Source organism: Streptomyces mobaraensis NBRC 13819 = DSM 40847 (assembly GCF_017916255.1).
Taxonomy (GTDB): domain Bacteria; phylum Actinomycetota; class Actinomycetes; order Streptomycetales; family Streptomycetaceae; genus Streptomyces; species Streptomyces mobaraensis.
The window spans coordinates 794,542-818,631 of the sequence record NZ_CP072827.1 but is presented as its reverse complement, the minus strand read 5'-3'; the positions used below and the strand labels follow the sequence as shown (position 1 = coordinate 818,631).

The following is a 24,090-nucleotide window of genomic DNA, read 5'->3' as shown; positions in this document are numbered from 1 at the left end:
TCAGCCATCGACCGCGGACGTCAAGAGGCGGATCCGTGATTCCCCCACCCGTCCGGGCGATCCGCCCCACGGGCGGCGGCGGCCTGTCCCGGACGCCGCCGGGTCGCTAGGGTGGCGGGACGGAACACCCGCGACGGGGAGGGAACGGCACGTGGCGAAGAGCGCGACCGAGCACCTGGCGGACGACCGGCGGCAGCGGCTTGACCTGGCCAACGCCACCTGGCAGTCGGGCGTTCCGGGCACGGGGGACGTCCAGATCGGCTTCATCGACGGCTATGTCGCGCTGCGCGACCGGCGCACCCCCGACGTCCCGGCCGTGATCTTCTCCCCGGAGGAGTGGCGCGCCTTCGTGGACCTCGCCCGCGAGGGGGAGTTCGACCTCACGTAGGGGGCGGGGTGTTCGGGCGGACGGACGTGCGGGACGAGCGGCCTCGCTGCGCCTCGGCTGCCCGCCGGCACGGCGAGCGGCCCGTCCCGAGCAGGCGCGACGATCGGCCCGCCGCAAGCCGGCGCGACGATCGGCCCGTCAGGCCAGCACCTCGCACCCCCGCCGGGCCAGCGCGTCCAGCAGTCGCGGCGCCGGGTCGAGCGCGTTCCACCGCAGGTCCAGCTTCTCCAGTGACGGCAGCTCGGCCAGCCAACCGGGCAGCGCCGTCAGGCGGTTGGCCCGCAGGTCGAGCCGGCGCAGCGCGGGAAGCCCGCGCAGCGCGGCGGGTACGGCGGTGAACGCGTTCTCGCGGAGCTCCAGTTCGCGCAGCTCGCCCAGTCGTGCGACGGAACCGGGCAGCTCCGCCAGGGCGTTGCCGCGCAGCCACAGCTCGCGCAGCGCCGTGAGCCGCCCGACGCCTTCCGGCAGACGGGTCAGGTGGGCGTACTGCGCCCGCAGTTCCACGAGGGCCGCCATCCCGCCGATCTCTTCCGGCAGTTCGGTCAGCCGGTTGCCGCTCACGTTGAGGTAGCGCAGCCGGGACAGCCGGCCGAGCGTGGCGGGCAGCGCGGTGAGCGCGTTCTCGTGCAGGTAGAGGCAGCCGTCGAGCCCGGTCAGGGCGCCGAGTTCCGGCGGCAGCGCGGTCAGGGCGTTGTGCCCGAGGTCGAGGGTGCGCAGGCCGGTCAGCCGGCCGATCCGGGCCGGCAGCTCCGTCAGACCGTTCTCCGCGAGGATGAGCGTCCTAAGGGCTTCCGTTCCGGATGCCCGCCAGACCTCCTCCGGTACGTACCCGAGCCCGCGCCGCCAGTAGTCGAGCGTGCCGTTCCGCACCACCGGCCTCCTCCCCGGAACCGCCCCGGCCTCCTGCGGAACCGGACCCGGCCCCTCCGGAACCGCCCCGGCGCTCCCGGAGCGCCGCGACGCTACCAAGAGGCCGCTCCCGCCCGCCGCCCGGGGTCGCCCCGGGGGCGCCGTCCGTCTCCGGGCACGTACGATGTGGGCATGTCCTTCCTCCGCCGCCGCAGCGCCGCCACCCCCACGGGGCCGGACTTCGACGTCCTCGCCATGGACCCCGGTGACTGGCCGGGCGACCTCGGAGCCGGGCTGCTGCCCGCGCCCGACGGCAGCTGCCAGGGCGTCTTCCTGCGCTACGACCTGTTCGGCGGGCGCGGCCCGGCGATGATCATCGGCAATCTGCCCGAGGGCTCCCCGGCCCGGGAGCTGGAGGAGGGCCAGGTGCCCTTCGAGGTGGCGCAGCTGCTCGCCGCGCTCGGCAACGACGAGCCGGTCACTGTGCTGGAGACCGAGGACACCCCGGTCATGCACGAGGACAACCTGCTGATCGTGCGCCGTCTCAAGTGCTCGGAGAGCCGCGTCTCGTGCACCCAGTTCGACCGCAGCGACGGCGTCCTCGTCACCATCGCCAGCTGGGACCGCCCGATCACGGACGACCTCTACCAGCTGCTCAAGCCGCTCCCGGCCGAGATGTTCCAGGCGGGCTGAGCCCGATCGCGTACCCCCGGGGCCGGCCGCCCGTGCCGGCCCCGGGGCGTTCCGCGCCCGTCAGCGGTTCGACGAGCGGACCGTCACGTCGTCCGCCCGGACGAAGGCCACCCGGTGGCCGAACTGGATCTCGTAGTACCGGTCCTTCCCCCGCACCACCACGTGCTTCGCGGGGTCGAAGTCGTTCGCGTACAGATACTCCGCGGGACTCGTCTGGCCCAGCACGTACGCCTGCCCGGCGAGCAACTTGTACGGCAGCGGTGTCACGGCCTGGACCGGCACCCCCGCCGGGTACGCCGCCTTCTCCGGGTACGCCCGCCCGTAGACCGGGATCTCCTTCCGGCCCTCGCGCGGCGTCACCAGCTTCCCGCGCGCCCCGAGGGCCACCGGCTCCCACCAGGGGTCGCGGAACCACGCCCGCTGCCCCAGGTACCACACGGCCGTCCAGCCCGGCAGCCGGTCGGCGACCGCGAACTGCTGGCCGGTCGAGGCCCGGGCCCCGGTGTCGTTGACGTCGGTGGTCGACGCGCCGCCGTCCGGGCGCAGTCCGACGTCCTTGACCAGCGGCGCGTCGTCCCGCGGCGCCACCCGCAGCCGGACCGCGCCGGAGCCGTGCGGCGCGCACTCCTGGCCCGGCTTCTCGCAGCCGGTGTAGACGGGTTCGTTGTCGTCGTAGTCGGGGGCGATCGTCACCATGCCGCTGAACGGGCTCGCCGTCGGGTGGAAGGGCCGGTCCATCAGCTCGAAGTAGTGCGCCCAGTCCCAGTAGGGGCCGGGGTCGGTGTGCATGCCCTTGATCGTCGAGGGGACGGTGCCGGGGACGTTGTCGTGGCCGAGGATGTGCTGCCGGTCCAGCGGGATGTCGAGCTTCCGCGCGAGGTGGCGGACCAGCCGGGCCGACGTGCGGTACATCTCCTCCGTGTACCAGGCGTCCGGGCGGGCCAGGAAGCCCTCGTGCTCGATGCCCACCGACTTGGCGTTCACGTACCAGTTGCCCGCGTGCCAGGCCACGTCCTTGACCGGCACGTGCTGGGCGATGTGGCCGTCGGTCGAGCGGACCGTGTAGTGCCACGAGACGTACGCCGGATCCCTTATCAGCTGGAGGGTCTTCTCCCAGGTGGCCTCCGTGTCGTGGATGACGATGAAGTCCGCCTTCTGCGAGCGGGGCCGGTCGGACACGTCGTGGTTGCCGTAGTCCGATCCCTCCAGCCGCTGGTAGGGGGCGGGGACGGACTCGCAGGCGACGCTCTCGGGGCACTCGGTGCCCTCGGCCGGGGGCGTCGCCCGGCCGAGCCGGCCGGCCTGCTCGCGGTGCGGGACGAGGCGGGGCTCGGCGGGCAGGGCCACCCGCTGCCCGGCGTCGGTCGTCCGCCGGGCGCCGGTCCTGATCACCTCGAAGACGTCGTCGGCGAAGACCCGCGCGGTCGCCGCGTCGGAGGCGCTTGACCAGCGCGCCACCGCCCCGTACCAGTCGGCGGCGTCGCCCCCGGCCGGCCGGCCCAGCCGCCGCTGGGCGTCGGCGAGCAGGGCCGCGCCGCCGCGCACATTGGCGGCGGGATCCGTGCGCAGCTCCTCGGGCCGCAGCCCGGTGAGGCCGGCGGCCCGGTCCAGGGTGCGGAGCCGCTCGGGGAACGCGCCGGCCGCGGGCACGGCGTGGTCCTCGGCCCGGTGCGGACGGGCGGTGTCCCCCCGGGCGTCCTCGCCGGCCTCGCCGTGGTGGGCGGTACGGGCGGCGTCGGCCAGGGCCCCGGCCGCGTCGGTGAGGTGCATCGGCCCGTAGCCGCCGGTGACGCTGGGCGCCCCGGCGTGGGCGTCCCAGCGCGACTGGAGGTAGGAGACGGCGAGCAGGACGCTCGGCGGCACGTGGTACTCGGCCGCGGCCCGGGCGAAGTCCCGCTGGAGGGTGTCCGGGCCGGCGGCCGCGCCGGTGCCGGGCGTGCCGGGTGCGGCGTCGGCGGCCGGAAGACCGGAGACCAGCGGGAGCAGCAGGGCGGCCGACGCGAGCGCGCCGGCCGCCCTGCGGGCATGGCCACCTGTCCGGTTTCCCCGGGCTCTTCGCGGGGATCCCGGGGGTGGCGTGTGCTCTGGGTCGGGGGGAACAGCTCGCAAGGCAGCCTCCTCAAGGACGGGCCGGGCCGTACCGTGCGCCGGAGTGGTGGCGACCCGAACCTACCAAGCGGCGATGCCGAGCAGACGATCCGTCAATCAGACTGGATCGTGTGTTATGGGCACGTCAACGCCTGGGCTGCGGGAACCTGTCGGAGCCCTGAGCCGGAGGGGTGAACGCCGACACGCCGCGCCCGGGGCACGGCGTGTCGGCAGGGAGCGGCGGGCCTCAGCGGGTGCCCACCGCGGCGCGGACGGCCCGTCGGGCCATCGCGCAGTCGTCATGCAGCCGCCGGAGCAGGAGCCGCTGCTCCTCGCCGGTGTCCGGGGTGCCCGGGGTGACCGGCTCCTGCTGGGCCCGCTGGACGGCCAGCTCGTACGTCCGGATCTCACGGGTGAGGACGAGCATCAGATTCACCAGAAAGGCGTCACGGAACGGCGTACCCGGCGCCTGCGCGTGCTGGGCGATCTGCCGGCGGGCCAGCGGAGCGTCCCCCAGCACCGTCCACAGGGTCGCGAGGTCGTACCCCGGGAGGTACCAGCCCGCCTGGCCCCAGTCGACCAGCACCGGCCCCGCGGGGGAGAGGAGCATATTGGCGAGCTGGGCGTCACCGTGGCAGAACTGGCCCTGGACGTGCGCCAGACCGTGCAGCAGCTTCTGCAGGTCGCCCATGTCCCGGTCGGTGAGCAGGCCGAGCTCATGGAAGCGGGTGATGTGCTTGGCGTAGTCGAGCGGCATGTCGAACATGCCCACCGGCGGCTGCCAGAGGTTGACCCGGCAGACCGCGCCGAGCGCCACCCGTACGTCGGCGCGCGGCGGGGTGTCCGAAGGATGCCGCCGGGTGGCGGCCGGGCGGCCCGGCATGCGCTCGGCGACCAGGACGCCCTGCTCGGGATCGGCGGCGATCAGCCGCGGCACCCGGACCGGAGGGCGGTGCCGCACAAAGGTGCGGTACGCCGCTATCTCCTGCCGGAACCGCTCGGCACCCGCGGGGGAGCGGTCGAGTAAACACTTCGCGACGGCGCCGGTGCGGCCCGCGGTGCCGACCAGCAGCACCGAACGGCCGCTGCGGCGCAGCACCTGGCTCGGGGTGAACTCCGGGCAGACGTGCTGCACCGAGGCGATCAGCGCGCGCAGCTCGGGGCCGTCGGGGCCGGACAGGTCGATTCTCCCGCCGACCGGCGGTGTGCCGAGCCCCGAGCCCCTCCGTACCCGTCCGCCCCCGAACGCGGCTCCCACGGCATGGGAGGGGTCGAGGTACGGTCCGCCGCCCTGCGGCGGGCGGATCTGCTGCGGCCGCGGGGGCCGGAGCGGAGCGGACACGGAGGCCGATGCTGCATACATGGGCGGAACAGATCCCTTCGTGTGCCGGCGAGTTGCGGCGCGCCCCCGGACCGCCCCCGCCGGCGCGGGGACGCTTCCGGCCCCGCCGCCCGGAGGCCGGGCCCGGCCCGGAACGGCCGCTTCACCGCCGAACACGCGTCGCATGCGCGGCGAAACGGTACGAACCGGGGCCGGGCCCCGGCCGTCGCGCACCCTGGGGAATGCGCGCCGGGTGGTCGGGGTGGCGCGTTCCTACATCACACCCGTCGATGGGTGGCACACCATCTGGCGCACCCTGGCGAACCCTGGCGAATAGTCGCCTGGCATCTGAGGGACCGCTACCTTCAAGTCAGCCGAGGAACCTGGGGGCTTGACGTGACGAGGGAACCCAACACCCGCCTTGCGGACCTGTTCGGACTGGCCGGATGGTCCAAGGGCGAGCTCGCGAGGCTGGTCAACCGGCAGGCGGCGGTCATGGGACATCCGCAGCTGGCGACCGATACCTCACGGGTGCGGCGCTGGATCGACATGGGGGAGTCCCCGCGCGATCCCGTGCCCCGGGTGCTGGCCGCCCTCTTCACCGAGCGTCTCGGTCGTGTCGTGACCATCGAGGACCTCGGGTTCGGCCGGCGCGGGCGAGCGGGCAAGGGGCAGTCGCAGGACGGGCTCCCCTGGCCGCCCGAGCGGACCGCCGCGGTCCTCACCGAATTCACGGGAATGGACCTCATGCTCAACCGACGCGGCTTGGTGGGCGCGGGCGCCGCGCTCGCCGCAGGCTCAGCACTCAGCGGGGCGATGCACGACTGGCTGCACTCCGATCCGGCGCTCGCCTCGGACGCCCCCCGTTTCGACGACCCCCTGCACCGCGCCTCCTACCCCGGCCACGCCGAACAAGCGGGTTTCGAGCGGTACGAGGCGGCCCCCGTGGGCTCGGCCGAGATCGACGAGCTGGAGCGCTCGGTCGACATCTTCCGCGCGTGGGACGCGGCCCGCGGCGGCGGGCTCCAGCGCAAGGCCGTCGTCGGCCAGCTCAACGAGGTGGGCGGCATGCTCGCGTACCGCCACCCCGAGCACCTCCAGCGCAGGCTCTGGGGGGTGGCGGCCAACCTGGCGGTGCTGGCCGGATGGATGTCCCACGACGTGGGTCTCGAGCCCACCGCGCAGAAGTACTTCGTGATCGCGGCACACGCGGCCCGCGAGGGTGGCGACCGGCCCCGGGCCGGCGAGGCGCTGTCCCGGGCCGCCCGGCAGATGGTGCACCTCGGCCGCCCGGCCGACGCGCTCGACCTGATGAAGCTCGCCACCTCCGGCTCGGGCGAGGAGGCCCTGCCGCGCACCCGGGCGATGCTCTGCACCATCGAGGCGTGGGCGCAGGCGTCGATGGGCCGCGGCCAGGCCGTACGGCGGACCCTGGGCCGGGCCGAGGACCTGTTCGTCGCGGACAAGGGGGACGTGCCGCCGCCGAGCTGGATGCAGATGTTCAACGAGGCGGACATGCACGGCATGCAGGCCCTGGCCTACCGCACCCTCGCCGAGCACGACCCGTCGGCCGCCTCGGTGGCGCAGCGGCACGCCCTGGAGGCCCTGCGGCTCCGGGAGGGGACCAACCAGAAGCGGTCGCTCATCTTCGACTACATCTCGATGGCCTCCGCCTGCTTCATCGACGACGATCCCGAGCAGGGGAGCGTCTACGCCCGGCAGGCACTGGGCTCGATCGGGGAGAACTCGTCCCACCGCACCTGGGACCGGCTGCGGGAGATGTACCGGCTCACCGGCAGGTACTCCGGGTTCCCGAAGATCGCCGAGCTGCGGCAGGAGATCGAGCGGGCGTTGCCCAAGGCGCCGGGCGGGCGGGGCCGGACGGCGACGGCCTGATCCCGCGCACCGCCGCTCTTCCGTCCGTCCCGCCCCGCGGGGCCGAGCGGACCGTTCAGGGCGTGACCCGGGCGACGAGCACACACGCGTCGTCCTCCCGTACCGCCCCGCTCCACTCCTCCAGGACGGCGCGGACGCACTCCTGCGCGCTGCGGGCCGCGGTGAACCGGGCCGCCAGCCCGGGCAGCAGGCCCGTCCCGCCGTCGGCGTCCGCGCCGTGGGGTGACAGGCCGCCGGTGTGCAGGACGAGCACGTCCCCGGGCAGCAGCCGCGTCTCGGCCTGGGCGTAGCCGGCCTCGCTGACGGCCCCGAGGAGCAGCCCCGCCGCCGGCGGGCGAAGCGCGTTCACCCGCCCCTCACGGAACAGCAGGGGGGCGGGGTGGCCCGCCCGTGCCCACAGCAGGGTGCGGGTCCCGGCGTCGTAGCGGCAGCAGACCGCGCTGCCCAGGGCGGGCCGGTCGGAGGCGCCGGCCAGGTGGTTGAGGCAGCCGAGCAGCGGTCCCGGCTCGGTGCCGGCCACCGCCATGCCCCGGACCGCGCCCAGCAGGACGGCCATGGCGGAGGCCGTGGCCACCCCGCGGCCGGTCAGCCCGCCCGCGCTGAGCAGGGTGCGGCCGTCGGGCAGCGGCAGGGCGTCGAACCAGTCGCCGCCGACGGCGACGGGGTCCGTGGCGGGGAGGTAGCGCGCGGCCACGTCGAGCGTCCCGCCCGCGTCGGCCCGCCCGCCGGGGGCCGCCCGCAGCGGCTCCCGCCAGGGCGGCAGCACGGCCTCCTGCACCTCGGCCGCCCATCGCCGCTCGGCGACGGCGCGCCGGGTGTGCTCCCGGAGCGAGTCGCCGGTCGCGACCACGGCGTCCCGGCTGCGCCGCAGCGCGGTGACGTCGCGCAGGACGGCCCACATGGCGGCGGTGCAGCCGTCGTCGTCGAGGACCGGCTCGCCCAGCATGTGCAGGGTGCGGGGGGAGCCGTCGGGGTGGACGACGCGGAACTCGCCGTCGATGGGCTTGCCGTCCACCAGGCAGTCGGTGACCAGCGCGGTCAGCAGGTCCCGGTCGTCAGCGACCAGCAGGGAGGGGAACTCGTCCAGGGTGAGGGCGCCGTCCTCCGGGTGCCGCCCGAGGATCCGGAACAGCTCGTCGGACCAGGTGACCTCGTCGGTGAGGAGGTTCCACTCGGCGCTACCCGCCGGTGCCGGGGATAACGCCGCGGGTGCCGCCTCCTGTGTCCCGTCCGGGTGTGTCCCCTCCGGCACCAGGGGTTCCGCGGGGCCGGGGAGCCCGTCCCGCAGCCGGCCGAGGTGGGTGCCGAGGTCGTCGAGCTGGTGGGCGGCCAGGTCGCAGAGCGCGCGCCGCCAGCGTCCGAGCGGGTCGTCGGAGAGCTCCTCGCCGGCCGTCTCGCGGCGGACGGCGTCGAGGCCGCCGCGCAGCCGGCGGGTCTGGGAGATGAGGGCGTCGACCGCGCCGGGGGCGGACGGTTCGCCGCCCGCCGGGTGCTCCGCGGGTGAGGCAGAAGAAGGGGACGGCATCAGGTACTCCGATGGGGCGGGGCGCGGCCGACGCCGGCGTGGTCCGCGAGAGCGGCCGGAAGACCGCGTGGCGACTCCGGAAGACTGCGTGACGACTCTTGCACAGCGGGCGAGGGCCCGTAAGCCGTTTGGCCATACCCGATCCGGTGGTGACTCCGGCATATGCCACCGGCGTGCTGGAATAAATCGGACAGAGGCTCGGCGGAACGCCCGACTCCGGGTAGGCTGCGGGCGCTCGGTCCCCGAGTCCCCACAGTTCACCAGGCATAGCCCGGGTGGACACCGGCAAGAATGCCGGACGACGGAAATCCCGTTGCCAGCCGACCCCCCGCACCGGATGCTGACCTCATGTTCGATCCAGACATAGCGCCCAGCGGCACCCTGCTCGGCCTCCTCCAGCGAGGCCGCGGCGACGGGACCCTGCACGCCCTCGCGGCGCCGCGGGCCGAGGCCCTCGCGGCGCTGAACCAGTGCGTGCTCCGCGACCCCCGGCGCGACTGGCAGGTCGAGAACCGGTCCCTGTACTACGCGCGGCTCTACCTGGATCTCGACGGCGACCTGGCGGAGCTCGAGGAGCACCTCTTCCACCCGGACGACCTCCTCGACCCCGCCGAGGAGCGCACCGGCCTGGCCCTGGCCGTCCTCGGCCACCTCGCCTCGTACGGGCGCGACGACGCCCTGGCGCTGCTCCGCCGCTACGCCGCCACCGGCGGCAACTGGAGCTGGGCCCTGGACGAGCTGGCCGTGCGCGACGACGACGCCGCCCTGGCCGCCCTCGGCGAGGCCGTCGTCGCCCGCTTCCCGCGGACCCCCGAGGGCGAGGCCGCCCTGGCCGCCGCGGTGCGGGACGCCTTCGAACCCCGCCCCTGGCGGATCTGGGCCGAGGACCCGCACGCCCCCGCCACCGCCGCCCGGGTGCGCGCCGCGCGGGAGCAGGGCTCCTTCGACCGCTGGCAGCGGCAGTTGCGCCCGGCCGGTCCCCGGCCCGGCTGGAGCGTGCGCGAGGTGCTCGACTGGGCCCAGGAGGGCCTGTCCCTCCACCCGCCCCAGCAGCGCCACGTCCCCGCCACCCGCTGCCTCAACGCCGTGGCGGGACCCGAGGACCGCCTGGAGATCATCGAGGCCGCCGCCTTCGGCCCCGGGGCCGCCCGCGCCACCGCGCTGCGCTACCTCGCCGAGCACGACGACCCGCAGGCCCTGGAGCTCATCGAGGCCGCTGCCGCGGACCCGTCCGGTGCGGTGGCGGACGCCGCCGTCACCGCCTTCGAACGCATGCGCGGCCCCGCCGCCCTGGAGCGCGCTCGCGTCTGGGTGCACCGGACCGACGCGCTGGGCGCCGCCGCCGCGGGCATGCTCGCCTGCCGGGGCGCCGCCTACGACGCGGCGCTCGTGCTGGGCGCCCTGCGCCGGACCGTCCGTACCGAGGGCCCTGACGCCCCCGTGCTCTGGGACCTCGTCGACGGCACCGGCCGCCTGGGAATCGGCTGCGCCGCGCCCGTCCTGCGCCACCTCTACCGCGAGACGTCCTCCTCCCACCTGCGCGGCCGGGCCGCCCGGGCGCTCGCGGCGACGGACCCGTCGTTCGCCGCCGGGTTCGCCGTCGAGTGCCTGTGGGACTGCGAGGAGACCACCCGCGAGTTGGCGGCCCGCCATGTGGCCACCGCGGACTCGCGGGTGGTGGACCAGCTCCGCCGGCTCGCCGCCGATCCGGCCGAGGAGGCGGAGGTCCAGACCGCGGCCTGCGACCGCTTCGGCCCTGACGCGACCCCGGTCTGACCGGCCGGCGGGCCCCGGTGAACGGCGCGCGCCGGTTCCGGCGGTTCCGCGCCCGACAGGCCCCAGCGCGCCCCTTTTGTGCGAAGCTGTGGCGAACACCCGTGTCTTCAGGAGGTATTGATGCCCGATTCAACAGCGGGAGAGCAAGGCGGCGCCGGCACAGGCGGGGCCGCGGAGGACGATGTGAAGCGCCGGTTCCGCGAGGCGCTGGACCGCAAGCGGGGCAAGGCGGCCGACGGGGGCGCCGGTGGCCGCGCCCAGGACGGCTCCAAGATCCACGGCACCCATGGGAAGGCCGGCGGCCAGCGGTCGTTCCGCCGCAAGAGCGGCTGACGGGCCGGTCCGGCGCGGCCGGCGCGGGCGGGCCGAGCGGCCGGAGGGCGTGCCCGAGCGGGCGGCGGGCCCGGGGAGCACCCGGGCCGCCCCGCGCGTCACGCCCGTCGCAGCACCACGACGGCGTTGTGCCCGCCGAACCCGCATGAATCGCTGGCCACGGCCTCGACGCGGCACGGCCGCGCCTCCTTCGCCACCACGTCCAGGTCCAGTTCCGGATCGAGGCGTTCGAGGTTGGCGGTGGGCGGGACGAGCTGGTGCTCCAGCGTCAGCACGCCCAGCGCCGCCTCGACGGCCCCGGCGGCCCCGAGCATGTGCCCGGTCACGCCCTTGGCGGAGGTCACCGGCGGCGGGTGGTGGCCGAACACCCGGCTGAGGGTGTGTCCCTCGATCCGGTCGTTCATCGGGGTCGAGGTGCCGTGCGCGTTGACGTGTCCGATGTCCGCCGGCTCCAGCCCGGCGTCCGCCAGCGCGGCCCTGAACGCCCGTTCGAGACCGGCCCCTTCGGGGTGCGCGGCGGCGTGGTGGTATCCGTCGGTGGAGGTCCCGTGCCCGGCCAGCAGCGCCCGCACCGGCGCGCGCCGGGCCCGGGCGTCGGAGAGCCGTTCGAGGACGAGGATCCCGGCGCCCTCGGCGAGGACGAACCCGTCCCGGTCGGCGTCGAACGGGCGGCTGGCCCCCGCCGGGTCGTGCAGCCGCGTGGAGAGCGCCCTCATCTGCGAGAACGACACCGACGACATGGGGTGGCAGGGGGCCTCGGCCCCGCCGGCGAGCACCACGTCGCAGCGGCCCGCCAGCAGCAGGTCACGGGCCGCGCCCAGGGCGGTCGCCCCCGAGGCGCAGGCCGTGGTCACCGCCATGCTGGGCCCCAGCGCCTGAAGCGCGATGCCGATCTCGCCCGCCGCCGCGTTCACGGTGACTCGCGGGACGGTGAGCGGCGAGACGCCCTCGTAGTCGCCCCGCAGGAGCTTCACGAAGCTCCGCGCCGCCGTCTCCTTGCTCTCCGTCCCGACGCCCACCACGACGCCGACGCGGGCGCCGTCCCACGTCGCCGGGTCGAGACCGGCGTCGGCGACGGCCTCCCGGGCGGCGGTCAGGGCCAGGTGGGCGAAGCGGTCCATCCGCCACGTCTGGCGGCCGACCACGGCCCGGACGTCGTAGGCGGGGACGCGGCAGCTGATCGGGACCGGGACGCCCGCGAGTTCGGGGTCGACGGCGGCGGTCGGCTTCCCCGAGCACACCCCCCGCCAGGTCGCCTCGGTGCCCACCCCGGCGGGGGTGACCAGCCCCAGGCCGGTGACCGCGACGGAACCGGTGCTCACGCGGCCGGGCCCGCGGATCCGGCGACCGGCTCGGACGCCCGCTGGGCCGCCTCCACCGCGGCCACCGCCTCGGCGAACGTCGTCCGCAGGGAGAGCGGATCGTCACCGGACGGGATCCGCAGCCCCAGGTCGTCCTTCAGCACGCACATCAGCTCCACCAGGGCGAGCGAGTCCATGCCGAGGTCTTCCATGGTGCTCTCGGGGCGGATGGTCTCCACCGGGATGTCGAAGTACCGGCCCAAGCAGGACCTGATGGGCTCGTACAGAGACGTCATGCCTGTTCCTCACTGCCGAAGGGCCCGTACGTCGCTCACCCGCGGCAACCTAACAACCAGGCTGTATGACGATCGCCGACGCGCGCGGGGTGGTCGGGGCGATGACACCTGTCCGGAGCAACCCGCCGGCCGGCGCCCACCCCTCGTCGTACGCGCTCTGCTCGGCCCTCCGGTGATGTGCGGATAATAGGGGGTTCCGCCGGACGGCCGACGACGGTGTCGGCCGTCCGGCGGATGTCCGACAGACAATCAGCACCAATAGATGGGGGCGTCGATGAAGAGCGAACAGCGGCACGGGAAGCGGTACCGGGGGCGTCTGGCCCGCCGGATGTCCGCTGTCGTCGCGCTGGCGCTGGGCACCGCTCTGCTGGCCACGCCCGCGACGGCGGCCGGCAGCCGGCCCGAGGCCCGGACGGTACAGCAGGTACGGACGGTGACCGCCGCCGGTCCGGCCGCCGCGGCCGAGGCGGGGGCGCGGACCGAGGCCGCGCCGGTGACGCGGGTCCAGCGGGCCGACGCCGGGGACCAGGTCCTGGCCAAGGAGAAGAAAAAGAAGAAGAAGGGCTTCTTCAAGAAGCTGGGCATCGCCCTGCTCGTCATCCTGATCGTCGTGATCATCCTGGTGATCGTCGCGATCTGGCTGATCATCCACTTCGTGCGCAAGGCGTTCCGCCGCCGGCGTTCCTGAACGCTCCTGAACGGCGAGTTCCCCCTTGCCGGGGGTTCCCGGGGCCTCCCCGGGAGCCTCCCGGAAGGGATCCTCGCCCTCCGCCTCCGCCGCCGACGTGCTACTTCGCCCCGCGGGCCCTGCGCGGCTTCGGCGGTTCGCACTCCTGGGCCGCCGCGATGAAGGGCTCCAGCGCCTCGTGGAGCCTGTTCAGCGACTCGGGTCCCAGCTCTATCCGGTAGTACTGGACGGAGGGGACGAGTCTGGTCTCGAAGTCGCCGCCGTCACCGTCGCCTTCCGAGGCCCCCACCCGGACGTCCATGCCCGGGACCGCGAACGTGTGGAGGTGGACGTCCTCGGTCACGGTCGGGTCGAGGTCGTCGTACGCCTCCACCTTCACCCATGTCTCCTGGGTGATGGACTGGTCTCCGACCGTCAGCGTCCTGCCCCCCTTCCGCACCCCCGGCTCGCCCCGCCGTGACTCGTCCACCTCGATAAACCTGGTACCCATCGGCGCCCCTTCCTCAAGATCACGTCAAATCCTAGCCCGGCCACCCGAGTTGGCCCGCGCCCGCCGACGGCGCTCACGCTCAGCTCGTCCGGACGACCCAGGCCAGGGCGAGCCACGGACCGGCCGCCGCGCCGGCGGCCAGGCCCCAGCCCGTCGCGGTGTCCGGGAAACCGGTGAGCAGCGGGACGGCGAGCGCCGCCCCGCCGGCCAGGAACACCGCGGCGGGCAGGTGCACCCAGGGCTCGAAGCGCCGCGCCCGGGCGACCCCCGCCTCCCGGCGGTGCATGGCGACGGCCGTGCTCAGCCCGGCGACGAGGGAGAGGATCCAGATCACCGGCCGGACCACGACGCGGCCGACGGTGGACGAGAGGTCGTCGTCCCCGGCGGGGCGCACACCCAGGTCGGGGCGGCTCGGCGCGTACAGGAGCTTGATGGAGCGGCCCTGCTCCAGCTCCCCCTGGGTGCGCACACCGTCGACGGTCACCTGGCGCGGGCCGGAGTCGAAGGGGACGGTGACGACGATCGTCGAGCTGAACTCCTCGACGTTCCGCTGCGCCGCGCCGGTGGACTGCGGGGTGCCGATCACCTTCGCGACCGTGAGCTGGTGGGTGCGCCCGCCGGCCCGGTTCACCTCGGCGAGCCACCGGCCGTGCGCGCCGTCCGGACCCACCGCCTGGCTGAGCGCGGCGGCGCTGGTGAGGGCGAGGCCGAGGCCCAGCACCCAGGAGAGGGCGCGCGACCGGGGCGGTTCCGGCCACGCCGCGTAACTCCGGCGGGAGGCCCGCCGGCGCGCCGCCCGGCCGCGCGCGGCCCGTCGGCGGGACGCCTCGCGGCGCAGCGCGGCCCGCCGGCGCGCGCGGGTCACCAGGGAGGCCAGGATCCAGCAGAGGGCGCAGACCGCCGTGGCGCCCATCATCCAGAGCAGGTGGTGCTTGGGCGGTTGCTCGGCGAAGGAGACGGTGCCATACGGCAGCACGGCGAGCAGCGCGGTGGCGTACCCGACGAGCACGGTCGCCCACCCGGTGAGCCGTGTCCCTGCCCTCATGCCCAACAACCCCGCCCAGCCATCTGATGATCTTGACGTGGACAGCGTAGTTGGTGTGCTCGCGCGGGTGTACGAGTGCCCGGGCGCCGGGGCGGCGCGGGAGCCCGGGCGCGGCGGGGCGCGGGGTGCCGGGATCGGGTCCTGGCAGGCCGCGAGGCTCAGGTGCGGGGTGCTCGGGCTACGGGGTGCTCGGGCTCGAGGGAGTGCTCAGGCGTACGGAGTGAGGAACCGCTCGGGCTGGCAGGCATCGCAGGGGCGGACGTCGTGGGTGGCCATCTGGGCCCGCGCCTCGGCGGTCGTCAGGGTGTCCTCGCCGCCCTTCGGCACCCAGCACCCGGCGTGGTGCAGTTCCTGGAGCACACCGCCGGAACGGCGGTAGAGGGTGATGGGCCAGACCGCGTCCTCGAAATCGGGGCGCAGGGTCCGCCGCTGGGAGATGTGCGTCTGATCGGAGTCCCCGGAGAGACGTTTGAGCACGATCTCGCGGATCCAGTCGTTCGGGGAGCGGCCGACTCGATGCGCCGCGGCCTCGATACGGTCGAGTTCGTCTGGGCTGAAGAGCTCCTCCATGACGGGGGACAGTAGCAGCGCGGAAGCCCTCCCGACCCCTGATCCGAAGGATGATCTCACTGCGCCCACCTGCGGGTTGACCAGGGTGTACGGTTCGCTTCGGCATGTGCCCGCGGCCCTGTGACCGGCGCCGGGCGGCCGTGGCTGCGCCGTTCCCGCCGGGCATAGGACAGGCGTGTATGCACGGTGCATCGGACGGTTGGGGAACAGGGGATTCCGTACGTTCGGGAATCACCTGTCCTTGTGAACAACCGGTCGCCCGGCACCGCCCGCGGGTCAGTGCGAGGCGTGCGATCCGAGGTAGAAGAGCAGCCAGATGAAACCGGCCAGCAGGTGGCCGAGGACGATGTAGATCAGCACGCGCCAGCCGATCGCCTTCTCGGCGTACTTCTCGCTGTCTGCCATGCCTCGCTCCTGTCGAACACCGTTCGACCATCGTAGGTCACGGCGCCCGGGTGCCCGCCGGTGGCGGTCGGGGCCATGTGGGGGAGTGCAGGGCATGTCCGGTGCGTTTGTCACATGATCATAGGGTCGGTTTGTTAGCTTGATGCCGCTTGGTCCCGTCTGTCCGTTGTGCGGCTGGGGGTGTGGTGGTGGCGGTTTCTGCGCGTGAGGCCCGGCTGGCGGCGGCCCGTGGAGGGCAGGCCGCGAACGTGTCCGGCGAGGGGGCGGCCGCCGCCGGCCTCCCGGCGGGCGGGATCGCCGCCGGGGGCCTGCCGTTCGACGGCGGACCGGCCGACGTCGTCCCCGCCCTGGGTGGCCGCGGCGGCTCCGCCCCCGGCGGACCCGGCACCCCCGGCTCGGGCGGCGGCACCCCGGGCGGTCCGGGCGGCGGCGGTCCCGACGGCCCGCGCGGCGGCGGACCGGTCGCCCCCGCGTCGTCCGAACCCCCGCCGGACTACGACTACGACGGATTCAGCAGACTGGCGGGCGAGTTGACCGAACCCCCCGCCGGCGTCTACCGGGTCCGCTACCGGCGGCTGGTCGCCGGTGGCATCCGCGGACAACTCGGAGCCCTGCTGCTGGTGACGGCGGCCCCGCTGGTCTCCCTCGCCCTGCTGGTGTGGCTGATGCAGCCGGACCACTGGGTCGAGCGCCCGTTCATCGACGACTGGGAGCGCGCCGCCGACGCCGTGATGACGCTCTCCATCGGCCTCATCGAGACCTTCCGCCTCGTCAACGTGGTCTCCAACGCCCACGCCACCTGGGTGGCCCGCGACCCCGTCCCGGTCCGCGCCCAGCCGGGCACCCGGGTCGCGTTCCTCACCAGCTTCGTCCCGGGCAAGGAACCGCTGTCCATGGTCCGCGCCACCCTGGAGGGCGCGGTCCGGGTCCGGCACGACGGCGTGCTGGACGTCTGGCTGCTCGACGAGGGCGACGATCCCGAGGTGAAGCGGCTCTGCGAGCGGCTCGGCGTACGGCACTTCACCCGCAAGGGCGTCGAGCGCTGGAACCAGCCCTCGGGCAGCTTCCGGGCCCGCACCAAGCACGGCAACTACAACGCCTGGCTCGACGCGCACGGCGACGACTACGAGTTCATGGCCTGCGTGGACACCGACCACGTACCGCTGCCCAACTTCCTGGAACGGATGATGGGTTACTTCCGCGACCCCGACGTCGCCTTCGTGGTCGGCCCGCAGGTCTACGGCAACTACACCACCGCCGTCACCAAGGCCGCCGAGAGCCAGCAGTTCCTCTTCCACGCCCTCATCCAGCGGGCCGGCAACGCCTACGGCGCCCCCATGTTCGTCGGCACCAGCAACTGCGTCCGCGTCAGTGTCCTCCGCCAGATCGGAGGCCTCTACGACTCGATCACCGAGGACATGGCCACCGGCCTGGAGATCCACCGCCGCCGCAACCCCGCCACCGGCCGCCGCTGGCGCTCCGTCTACACCCCCGACGTCCTCGCCGTCGGCGAGGGGCCCTCCTCCTGGACCGACTTCTTCTCCCAGCAACTGCGCTGGTCCCGCGGCACCTACGAGACGCTGCTCCGCCAGTTCTGGCGGGCCGTCTGGACGATGTCACCCGGGCGCGTCGTCAACTACTCGCTCATGGTGGCCTATTACCCGATGGCGGCCCTCAACTGGGTGCTCGGCGCCGTCTCCTGCGTCCTCTTTCTCGCCCTCGGCGCGTCCGGTATCAACGTCGAGTCCCAGGTGTGGCTGATGCTCTACGGGGACGCGGCGGCCCTCCAGGTCGGCCTCTACGTCTGGAACCGCCGCCACAACGTCAGCCCCCACGAACCGGCCGGCTCCTCCGGCACCGCGGGCATGCTGATGTCCGCCCTCTCGGCGCCGCTGTACGCCCGGTCGCTGGGTGAGGCCCTGTTGCGCCGCCGCTCCCGGTTCGTCGTCACGCCGAAGGGCGACTCCGCCAGCCCGGACCGGGTGCTGACCTTCCGCACCCATCTGACCTGGGGCGCCGTCCTCGCGTTCGCGCTCCTCGCCTCGGTCGTGCTCAGCCACGCCCACACGGCGATGCGGGTCTGGGCCTTCCTGGGGCTGCTGACGACGCTCATCCCGCTGGGCGTGTGGCAGGCGGGCCTGCGGGCGCAGCGCCGCCGCGGGCCGCTGCCCGCCCTGGCGGACGGCGGCCCGGGCGGCACCCAGGGCGGCGGCCAGGAACCGGAGGCCGCCCGGCCGGTGGGGCAGCGGACGCCGGTGTAGCCGGCGGGACGGATCCCGGTGACGGCCACCGCCCGAAACCTGTTGACAGGGGTTCACTGTCTGTAATTGAGTGTACTCAAACAGGTATTCGATCTGGGGGGATCGTCACTACTGCCAAACACACCGGCCTGGCCGTCGCCTGCTGCGCGCTCGTCGTGGCGAGCACCGCGGTGGCCTGTGGCGCGGAGGAGAAGCTCGACGCCGGCGCCAAGGTGGAGAGAGCGTTCGAGCGACTGGGGGAGGAGCGGGCCGTCGCCGTGGAGTTCGCGCTCGACGCGGACGCCGACGCGGCCCACGCCGCGTTGAAGGAGGGAAGGGACGGCAAGCGCGGGATCGACCGTGCGGCGGCCGGCATCCTCGCCGACCTGAAGCTGCGATACGCCGTCGTCTCCGACGAGCCGCCGGAGGAGCGGAACGGCGGGGAGGACGCGCACCGGGCGTCCGCCGCCGGGCGGCTGGCCAGGAAGGACGGCACGATCCTGGCGGAGCTGCGGTCGGTCGACCGAAGGATGTATCTGCGCGGCGACATCAAGGCGTTCGCCGCGATGGCGAGACCCGGGAACGCCGCGGACCGGTCCGAACGCCGCGCATTCGAGGAGGCGTTGAAGAGGATCGACCGGATGCCGGACTCGCTGGCCGCGGTCAGGGACGCGCTCAAGGGAAAGTGGGTCGTCCTCGACGCGCGGGAGTTCGAGGAGGCGGCGAAGCGGGAGCGGGAGCGGGACGGGGACGCGGGCCTCTTCGGCGAACCGGATGCGAAGACGCGGAAGCGGGTCGCCGACGCCCTCCGGAAGGCACTCACCGACCACGCCAAGACCGAGGACACGGGGAAGAGGAACGGCGCCGAGCACGTGAAGGTCACCGTCCCCGCCCGCACGGCCGCCGGGCGACTCGCCGAGGCCCTCAAGCCGCTGGAGAAGCAGCTGCGCGCGGCGGGCAGGGGCGAGGACCCGGGCGCGCCGCGGAAGGTGCCGGACAAGGACGTCGTCTTCGACGTCGCCCTGAAGGGCGGCCGGCTCTCCGCCGTCACCGTCGACATGGCCGCCCTGGACGCGGACATACGGGCGCCGCTGCCGCTGACCGTCGGTTTCGCGGGCGCGTCCGTGGAGGTCGACGCGCCCTCGGGCGCACGGAAGCTCTCGGCGCGCGAGATGACCGAGGCCCTGATGCGGATGATGGGCGTCGACGCGGACGGGCTCGGCGGGGCCGACCGCGGCCTCTGAGGCGGTACGGCGGTGTCACCTGCTCCGGTGTCACCTGCCCGGTGCCGCGGGCAGGGGGCGCGCAAGGAGCGGCGGCGCGGCGGCCGGTACGGGTGGTGGTGCCGGTGTCTGCGGGGTAGTGGGTGGCGGTGGGGCCGCCGAGGGCGCGGCGGGCGGTACGGGCGCGCCGGGACCCGCCGCCGGTGCCGGGGCGGGGCCCGCTTGCTGTGCGGCGGGCGCCTGCTGGGTGGGAGGCGCCTGTTGGACCGGAGGTGAGGGCTGGGCGGGAGGTGAGGGCTGGGCAGCGGGCTCGGGGGGTGCGGGAGGCGCCGGAGGTGCGGGGGACGACGCGGGAGCCGCCGGCGGCGCCGCGGGCGCCGGGGGCGGCACGGTGGCCTCCGGTGGCGTCTCCGGCAGCGTCGGTTCCGTCGTCGCCAGACCCAGCGCGTACTCCGCCCACCAGTGCCCGGCGGGTGGCGCGCCCCGGCAGGCGCCGTCCGACTCGCCCGGCCGCTTCACCCACACCAGGGCGTCCACCAGCGGAGCGCCCGTCACCGTGGTGGGGGGTGCGCCCAGGGCGCGCCCGGGCGGATTGCACCACGCCTCGTCGCCGGCGTCCTCCTTGCCCTCCTGCCGGGGCAGCGGGCCATTGCCGTTGCGGCTGGTGTCGATGATGTAGTGGGCCCCGCCGAGGAGGGCCGACAGCCGGTCCCCGTAGGCGCGGGTGACGGGCGTGGTGTGGAAGTTGGAGACGTTCAGCGCGAAGCCGTCCGCGTGCTCCAGACCCGACCGGCGCAGCAGGTCCGCCAGCCGCTCCAGGTCGGAGACCCACCCCGCGTTGCCCGCGTCGAGGTACACGGACGTCCGGGGCAGCGCCTTGAAGGCCCGTACGGCCTCGGCGAGCAGCACCGGCCGTTCGGCCAGCGCCTCCGGCGGGGACGAGCAGCCCGCGGCCAGGTGGGCGAGGGCGTCCGGTTCGAGCACCACCCAGGCGCGGCGGCCGCCGATGCCCTCCGCGGCCCGGGCCACCCACCGGCGGTACGCCGCCGCGTCGGGTGCCCCGCCCGAGGAGTACTGGCCGCAGTCGCGGTGCGGGATGTTGTACGCGACCAGCAGCGGAACACGTCCGGCCGCCGCCGCCGAACGCGTCACCCGCTCCGCCGCAGCCCGGGGGTCGTCCCCCGGCAGCCAGACCGCCGCGGGGCGGTCGGCGATGCGTCGCAGCGCCTCCGCGTCCCCCTCCCGCCCGCGCTCCTGCCAGACCCGTACCTGACGCGCCGCCGGACTCAGGGGCTCCACCCAGAACGGGGAGGCCCCGGCCGTCACCCCGTCCGCGGCCCCCGCCTGCCCCGGGCACAGCGGCAGGCACACCGCCCCGGCGCTCGCCAGCAGAACGGCGCCCCGCCGGGCGTGCACGAGAACGCGGACCGGACACGTGGTGCGCATGGGCTCCACCCTTCACCTGGGCAACCGTGGTCGTACCAGGCTGTAAGGTGGCGGGCCGTCAGGTCGCGCGGGCTTGCGCCGTGTGGGTCGGCCGCTGGGCCGGCCGGGTGAGCGGGGCGGCTCGTGCCGGGGGTGAGCGGGGTGGAATCGGGGTGCAGGGCGCCCGAGGGCCCCGGGCGCCCTGTGCCCCCGCCGACCGCTCGTCAGCCGTCCTCGATGTCCGAGATGAGCTTGGTGCTCAGGTCGCTCTGCACCGCCAGCCGGGTGTGCCCGGCGTCCGGGCCCGTGCCCCAGGTGAGGGTGACGGTGGTGAACAGGTGGCCGGCGCCGGAGTCGTGGTAGCGGACCTCCCAGCGGGTGGGCACGTCCTGCGCGCGCAGGACGCCGTCGGCGTGGTTGGCCTCCTCCCAGGCGGCCAGCCGCTGCCGGAGATCCTCCGTGAGGTAGTGGGCGCGGAGCTCCGAGCCCAGGTCGTCGGTCCCGTCGTCGACGGCGTCGATGTAGGCGCCGTAGAAGTCGGCCACCCGGTCGACCGCCGAGTCGGGGCTGCCCGCGCGTACGGCGCTGCCCGCCTGTTCGTCCGACATGACTCCCCCCAGGGCATGCTGTTCGGATCGCTTTCTCGCGAACCAACTACCCGTATTCCATGGAGAATAGGCACTTCGAATCCAATGTCGCCGCATATCTCGGTATGGGGGCACGGGCGTCGAGCCAGGCCCCGGGGTCAACCCCCCAGCACCTCCGCCAGGTCGTACGACACCGGCTCCTCCAGCTGCGCGTACGTGCACCCGGCCGGCTCGCGGTCCGGGCGCCAGCGGCGGAAGCGGGCGGTGTGGCGGAAGCGGTCGCCCTGCATGTGGTCGTAGGCGACCTCGCAGACGCGCTCCGGGCGCAGCGGGATCCAGGAGAGGTCCTTCTTGCCCGTCCAGCGGCTGGGGCCGCCCGGGAGGCGGGTGGCGGCCTGGGCGTCGGCGTCGGCCCAGTCCTGCCAGGGGTGGCCCTCGGCGGTGGGCATGCGCAGCGGTTCCAGCTCCGCCATCAGCTCCTGCCGCCGCTTCATGGTGAACGCGCCGCACACGCCGACGTGCTGGAGCCGGCCCCCGGCGTCGTACAGGCCCAGCAGCAGCGAGCCGACCACCGGCCCGCTCTTGTGCGGGCGCAGGCCCGCGACGACGCAGTCGGCCGTCCGCTCGTGCTTGACCTTGACCATGACGCGCTCGCCGGGCCGGTACGGCAGGTCCGGCGGTTTGGCGATCACGCCGTCCAGGCCGGCGCCCTCGAACCGCTCGAACCAGCCGTGGGCGACGTCGAGTTCGTAGGTGACGGGCGCGGTGAAGACCGGGTCGCCGGCGGCGCGGAGCGCGTCCTCCAGCGCCCGGCGGCGCTCGCGCTGCGGGGTGGCCAGCAGGGACGCGTCGCCGAGGGCCAGCAGGTCGAAGGCGACGAACGCGGCGGGGGTGGTCTCGGCCAGACGGCGTACCCGGGAGGCCGCTGGATGGATGCGTTCCAGCAGGGCGTCGAAGTCGAGCCGGCCGCCGCGGGCGACGACGATCTCGCCGTCGAGCACACAGCGTTCCGGTACGCGGTCCTTCAGGGCCGCCACGAGCTCCGGAAAGTAGCGGGTCAGCGGGCGGCCCGAGCGGCTGCCCAGCTCCAGTTCGTCGCCGTCCCGGAAGACGACGGCCCGGAAACCGTCCCACTTCGCCTCGTACTGCATGCCCGGGGGGATCGTCGCCGCGGACTTGGCCAGCATCGGCTCCACGGGCGGCATCACCGGAAGGTCCATGATCCCGATTGTGCGGGCGGCGGCGCCGGCCCGCCCGCCGACAGGCGCCCGGCCCCCCGGACGCCTTAGCGTGGCCGCATGGCAGAGACGCTGGAGCTCACCGTCGGCGAGCGGACGGTACGGCTGTCCAACCCCCAGAAGGTCTACTTCCCGGAGCGCGGCTACACCAAGTACGACGTCGCCCGCTACTACCTGAGCGTCGGCGACGGCGTCCTGCGCGCCCTGCGGGACCGTCCGACCACCCTGGAGCGCTATCCCGACGGCGTCGAGGGCGAGTCGTTCTTCCAGAAGCGGGCGCCCAAGAACCTCCCCGACTGGATCCCCACCGGCCGGATCGCCTTCCCCAGCGGCCGGTACGCCGACGAGATCTGCCCCACCGAGACCGCCGCCGTCCTCTGGGCCGCCAACCTCGGCTGCCTCACCTTCCACCCCTGGCCCGTCCGGCGGGACGACACCGACCACCCCGACGAACTGCGCATCGACCTCGACCCGCAGCCCGGCACCGGGTACGCCGACGCCGTGCGCGCCGCGCTGGAACTGCGCGGGCTCCTCGACGAGCTGGGGCTGACCGGCTGGCCCAAGACCTCCGGCGGCCGGGGGCTGCACGTCTTCGTGCCCATCGCCCCGCGCTGGACCTTCGTCCAGGTGCGGCGGGCCGCCATCGCCGTCGCCCGCGAGCTGGAGCGGCGGATGCCCGAGCACGTCACCTCCGCCTGGTGGAAGGAGGAGCGCGGGGCCAAGGTCTTCGTCGACTACAACCAGACCGCCCGCGACCGCACCATCGCCGGCGCCTACTCCGTCCGGCCCCGCCCGCACGCCCCCGTCTCCGCGCCGCTCCGCTGGGACGAGCTGGAGAGCGCCGTCCCCGAGGACTTCGACATCACCACCATGCCGGCCCGGTACGCCGAACTCGGCGACGTGCACGCGGACATGGAGGACCACCCCTGCGCCCTGGACGCCGCCCTGGAACTCGCCGCCCGCGACGAGCGCGAGCACGGACTCGGCGACCTGCCGTACCCGCCGGAGCACCCCAAGATGGAGGGCGAGCCCAAGCGCGTCCAGCCCAGCCGGGCGAAGAAGGCGGCCCAGGGCGGCGGGGACGGAAAGGATGCCGCCGGCTGACGGCACGCCAGTCGGGCCTATCACCCGTTGTCCGTGTTTACCCGGACATCGCTGGTGGAACCTGGGCAATGCTCTGTTCCCACCTCGTACCAGAGGAGTTCCATGTCCAGGAGACTCGCGACCCGTGCCGGCCGGCTCGTCGCCGGCGTGCTGGCGGCGACCGCGGCGGGTACCGCGCTGCTCGCCGCACCGGCCGAGGCGACGCCCGACGGCGCCGCCCGGGCGTACGGCACGGTCAGCGCCCGCACCGGCGTCAACGAGCGCGCCCTGCCCAGCACCGACGCCTCCGTGCGCGGCATCCTGCGCCACCGGATCCAGATCGGGCTGCGGTGCAAGGTCCGCGCCCAGGACATCGGCGGCAACAACGTCTGGTACCAGCTGAGGGACCGCCAGACCTGGGTCGCGGCCAAGTACATCGACGACAAGGCCGCCAACGTCCCCTACTGCCGGATGCTCAGCCGCAGCGCCATGGACGACAGCACCCAGTCGCGCAACGCCATGGGCTGACGCGCCGCAGGGCGCACCGGGTCCCGTCCGCGCGCGGGCGGGACCCCCCACCCCGCGCGCACGGGGTGATTGCCGGAGCCGATACGAGTGGTGGCGCCTACA

22 protein-coding genes and 1 pseudogene are annotated in these 24,090 nt (G+C 74.5%); 10 read left to right on the top strand and 13 right to left on the bottom strand.

Annotation, left to right across the window (positions count from 1 at the left end; genetic code table 11):
* Nucleotides 1-151: 151 nt before the first annotated feature.
* Nucleotides 152-388 (top strand): DUF397 domain-containing protein, encoded by a 237-nt coding sequence (locus tag J7W19_RS03100; RefSeq protein ID WP_004942602.1) that lies wholly within the window; start codon nucleotides 152-154, stop codon nucleotides 386-388.
* 138 nt (nucleotides 389-526) lie between these two features.
* Here J7W19_RS03100 and J7W19_RS03095 read toward each other — a convergent pair whose 3' ends face one another.
* Nucleotides 527-1,258: a leucine-rich repeat domain-containing protein gene (locus J7W19_RS03095; protein ID WP_004942601.1), complete on the bottom strand. Its 732-nt coding sequence runs from the start codon at nucleotides 1,256-1,258 to the stop codon at nucleotides 527-529.
* 171 nt (nucleotides 1,259-1,429) lie between these two features.
* Between J7W19_RS03095 and J7W19_RS03090 the strand changes: the two genes are divergently transcribed.
* On the top strand, nucleotides 1,430-1,930 hold the full coding sequence (locus tag J7W19_RS03090) for a hypothetical protein (RefSeq protein WP_004942599.1): 501 nt from the start codon (nucleotides 1,430-1,432) through the stop codon (nucleotides 1,928-1,930).
* Between the two features lie 60 nt (nucleotides 1,931-1,990).
* On the opposite strand, the gene J7W19_RS03085 is transcribed toward J7W19_RS03090, so the two are convergent.
* The gene (locus J7W19_RS03085; RefSeq protein ID WP_004942597.1) at nucleotides 1,991-4,039 is read right to left on the bottom strand and encodes a peptidoglycan recognition protein family protein; all 2,049 of its coding nucleotides are present in this window, start codon (nucleotides 4,037-4,039) and stop codon (nucleotides 1,991-1,993) included.
* A gap of 226 nt (nucleotides 4,040-4,265) precedes the next feature.
* On the bottom strand, nucleotides 4,266-5,381 hold the full coding sequence (locus J7W19_RS03080; RefSeq protein WP_040889061.1) for a phosphotransferase: 1,116 nt from the start codon (nucleotides 5,379-5,381) through the stop codon (nucleotides 4,266-4,268).
* Between the two features lie 354 nt (nucleotides 5,382-5,735).
* On the opposite strand from J7W19_RS03080, the gene J7W19_RS03075 reads away from it, so the two are divergent.
* Entirely contained in the window at nucleotides 5,736-7,235 is a 1,500-nt protein-coding gene (locus J7W19_RS03075) for a DNA-binding protein NsdB (protein WP_004942594.1), read from the top strand.
* Between the two features lie 55 nt (nucleotides 7,236-7,290).
* Here the strand turns inward: J7W19_RS03075 and J7W19_RS03070 are convergent, their stop codons facing one another.
* Nucleotides 7,291-8,760: a PP2C family protein-serine/threonine phosphatase gene (locus J7W19_RS03070; RefSeq protein ID WP_004942591.1), complete on the bottom strand. Its 1,470-nt coding sequence runs from the start codon at nucleotides 8,758-8,760 to the stop codon at nucleotides 7,291-7,293.
* Between the two features lie 348 nt (nucleotides 8,761-9,108).
* Between J7W19_RS03070 and J7W19_RS03065 the strand changes: the two genes are divergently transcribed.
* Both J7W19_RS03065 and J7W19_RS03060 read left to right on the top strand, forming a co-directional pair.
* A complete protein-coding gene (locus J7W19_RS03065) occupies nucleotides 9,109-10,536 on the top strand; it encodes a hypothetical protein (protein ID WP_004942589.1) in 1,428 nt (475 codons plus the stop codon).
* Between the two features lie 120 nt (nucleotides 10,537-10,656).
* Complete coding sequence (locus J7W19_RS03060; protein ID WP_158688756.1) at nucleotides 10,657-10,869, top strand: DUF5302 domain-containing protein; 213 nt, start codon at nucleotides 10,657-10,659, stop codon at nucleotides 10,867-10,869.
* A gap of 98 nt (nucleotides 10,870-10,967) precedes the next feature.
* On the opposite strand, the gene J7W19_RS03055 is transcribed toward J7W19_RS03060, so the two are convergent.
* Entirely contained in the window at nucleotides 10,968-12,191 is a 1,224-nt protein-coding gene (locus tag J7W19_RS03055; RefSeq protein WP_004942586.1) for a beta-ketoacyl-[acyl-carrier-protein] synthase family protein, read from the bottom strand.
* The gene (locus J7W19_RS03050) at nucleotides 12,188-12,466 is read right to left on the bottom strand and encodes an acyl carrier protein (RefSeq protein WP_004942585.1); all 279 of its coding nucleotides are present in this window, start codon (nucleotides 12,464-12,466) and stop codon (nucleotides 12,188-12,190) included. Before J7W19_RS03050 ends, J7W19_RS03055 begins: the two co-directional genes overlap by 4 nt.
* A gap of 274 nt (nucleotides 12,467-12,740) precedes the next feature.
* Here J7W19_RS03050 and J7W19_RS03045 point away from each other — a divergent pair, with 274 nt between their 5' ends.
* Nucleotides 12,741-13,154 (top strand): hypothetical protein, encoded by a 414-nt coding sequence (locus J7W19_RS03045; RefSeq protein ID WP_152264533.1) that lies wholly within the window; start codon nucleotides 12,741-12,743, stop codon nucleotides 13,152-13,154.
* A 100-nt stretch (nucleotides 13,155-13,254) separates the two neighbouring features.
* Here J7W19_RS03045 and J7W19_RS03040 read toward each other — a convergent pair whose 3' ends face one another.
* The 4 genes from J7W19_RS03040 to J7W19_RS32670 form a co-directional block, all read right to left on the bottom strand.
* Entirely contained in the window at nucleotides 13,255-13,644 is a 390-nt protein-coding gene (locus tag J7W19_RS03040; protein ID WP_004942583.1) for a hypothetical protein, read from the bottom strand.
* A 79-nt stretch (nucleotides 13,645-13,723) separates the two neighbouring features.
* Entirely contained in the window at nucleotides 13,724-14,689 is a 966-nt protein-coding gene (locus tag J7W19_RS03035; RefSeq protein ID WP_158688755.1) for a hypothetical protein, read from the bottom strand.
* Nucleotides 14,690-14,896: 207 nt separating this feature from the next.
* Nucleotides 14,897-15,259 carry a DUF6233 domain-containing protein gene (locus J7W19_RS03030; RefSeq protein ID WP_004942581.1) on the bottom strand — a complete coding sequence of 121 codons (363 nt, stop codon included), beginning with the start codon at nucleotides 15,257-15,259 and terminating at the stop codon, nucleotides 14,897-14,899.
* Between the two features lie 276 nt (nucleotides 15,260-15,535).
* A complete protein-coding gene (locus tag J7W19_RS32670) occupies nucleotides 15,536-15,664 on the bottom strand; it encodes a DUF6126 family protein (RefSeq protein WP_221902538.1) in 129 nt (42 codons plus the stop codon).
* 188 nt (nucleotides 15,665-15,852) lie between these two features.
* Here J7W19_RS32670 and J7W19_RS03025 point away from each other — a divergent pair, with 188 nt between their 5' ends.
* Nucleotides 15,853-17,925 carry a glycosyltransferase family 2 protein gene (locus J7W19_RS03025; RefSeq protein ID WP_233478058.1) on the top strand — a complete coding sequence of 691 codons (2,073 nt, stop codon included), beginning with the start codon at nucleotides 15,853-15,855 and terminating at the stop codon, nucleotides 17,923-17,925.
* A gap of 155 nt (nucleotides 17,926-18,080) precedes the next feature.
* A complete protein-coding gene (locus J7W19_RS03020) occupies nucleotides 18,081-19,148 on the top strand; it encodes a hypothetical protein (RefSeq protein WP_158688754.1) in 1,068 nt (355 codons plus the stop codon).
* A gap of 411 nt (nucleotides 19,149-19,559) precedes the next feature.
* On the opposite strand, the pseudogene J7W19_RS03015 reads toward J7W19_RS03020, so the two are convergent.
* The 3 genes and pseudogenes from J7W19_RS03015 to J7W19_RS03005 all read right to left on the bottom strand — a co-directional run.
* Nucleotides 19,560-20,573, bottom strand: a pseudogene (locus tag J7W19_RS03015) (glycoside hydrolase family 6 protein); the annotation flags it as partial.
* Nucleotides 20,574-20,776: 203 nt separating this feature from the next.
* Nucleotides 20,777-21,160 (bottom strand): hypothetical protein, encoded by a 384-nt coding sequence (locus tag J7W19_RS03010; RefSeq protein WP_004942575.1) that lies wholly within the window; start codon nucleotides 21,158-21,160, stop codon nucleotides 20,777-20,779.
* 137 nt (nucleotides 21,161-21,297) lie between these two features.
* Nucleotides 21,298-22,359 carry an ATP-dependent DNA ligase gene (locus J7W19_RS03005; RefSeq protein WP_004942573.1) on the bottom strand — a complete coding sequence of 354 codons (1,062 nt, stop codon included), beginning with the start codon at nucleotides 22,357-22,359 and terminating at the stop codon, nucleotides 21,298-21,300.
* A gap of 78 nt (nucleotides 22,360-22,437) precedes the next feature.
* On the opposite strand from J7W19_RS03005, the gene ligD reads away from it, so the two are divergent.
* Nucleotides 22,438-23,481: a non-homologous end-joining DNA ligase gene (gene ligD, locus J7W19_RS03000; RefSeq protein ID WP_004942572.1), complete on the top strand. Its 1,044-nt coding sequence runs from the start codon at nucleotides 22,438-22,440 to the stop codon at nucleotides 23,479-23,481.
* Nucleotides 23,482-23,583: 102 nt separating this feature from the next.
* Complete coding sequence (locus J7W19_RS02995; protein ID WP_004942571.1) at nucleotides 23,584-23,988, top strand: hypothetical protein; 405 nt, start codon at nucleotides 23,584-23,586, stop codon at nucleotides 23,986-23,988.
* Nucleotides 23,989-24,090 lie beyond the last annotated feature (102 nt).

What these genes read in the sequence shown, in the direction of transcription:
- J7W19_RS03040 (WP_004942583.1), bottom strand. Translation starts at nt 13,644, where the DNA reads ATGGGTACCAGGTTTATCGAGGTGGACGAGTCACGGCGGGGCGAGCCG.
- J7W19_RS03070 (WP_004942591.1), bottom strand. Translation starts at nt 8,760, where the DNA reads ATGCCGTCCCCTTCTTCTGCCTCACCCGCGGAGCACCCGGCGGGCGGC.
- J7W19_RS03050 (WP_004942585.1), bottom strand. Translation starts at nt 12,466, where the DNA reads ATGACGTCTCTGTACGAGCCCATCAGGTCCTGCTTGGGCCGGTACTTC.
- J7W19_RS02995 (WP_004942571.1), top strand. Translation starts at nt 23,584, where the DNA reads ATGTCCAGGAGACTCGCGACCCGTGCCGGCCGGCTCGTCGCCGGCGTG.
- J7W19_RS03065 (WP_004942589.1), top strand. Translation starts at nt 9,109, where the DNA reads ATGTTCGATCCAGACATAGCGCCCAGCGGCACCCTGCTCGGCCTCCTC.
- J7W19_RS03045 (WP_152264533.1), top strand. Translation starts at nt 12,741, where the DNA reads ATGAAGAGCGAACAGCGGCACGGGAAGCGGTACCGGGGGCGTCTGGCC.
- J7W19_RS03035 (WP_158688755.1), bottom strand. Translation starts at nt 14,689, where the DNA reads ATGAGGGCAGGGACACGGCTCACCGGGTGGGCGACCGTGCTCGTCGGG.
- J7W19_RS03060 (WP_158688756.1), top strand. Translation starts at nt 10,657, where the DNA reads ATGCCCGATTCAACAGCGGGAGAGCAAGGCGGCGCCGGCACAGGCGGG.
- J7W19_RS03090 (WP_004942599.1), top strand. Translation starts at nt 1,430, where the DNA reads ATGTCCTTCCTCCGCCGCCGCAGCGCCGCCACCCCCACGGGGCCGGAC.
- J7W19_RS03030 (WP_004942581.1), bottom strand. Translation starts at nt 15,259, where the DNA reads ATGGAGGAGCTCTTCAGCCCAGACGAACTCGACCGTATCGAGGCCGCG.
- J7W19_RS03005 (WP_004942573.1), bottom strand. Translation starts at nt 22,359, where the DNA reads ATGGACCTTCCGGTGATGCCGCCCGTGGAGCCGATGCTGGCCAAGTCC.
- J7W19_RS03080 (WP_040889061.1), bottom strand. Translation starts at nt 5,381, where the DNA reads ATGTATGCAGCATCGGCCTCCGTGTCCGCTCCGCTCCGGCCCCCGCGG.
- J7W19_RS32670 (WP_221902538.1), bottom strand. Translation starts at nt 15,664, where the DNA reads ATGGCAGACAGCGAGAAGTACGCCGAGAAGGCGATCGGCTGGCGCGTG.
- J7W19_RS03010 (WP_004942575.1), bottom strand. Translation starts at nt 21,160, where the DNA reads ATGTCGGACGAACAGGCGGGCAGCGCCGTACGCGCGGGCAGCCCCGAC.
- ligD (WP_004942572.1), top strand. Translation starts at nt 22,438, where the DNA reads ATGGCAGAGACGCTGGAGCTCACCGTCGGCGAGCGGACGGTACGGCTG.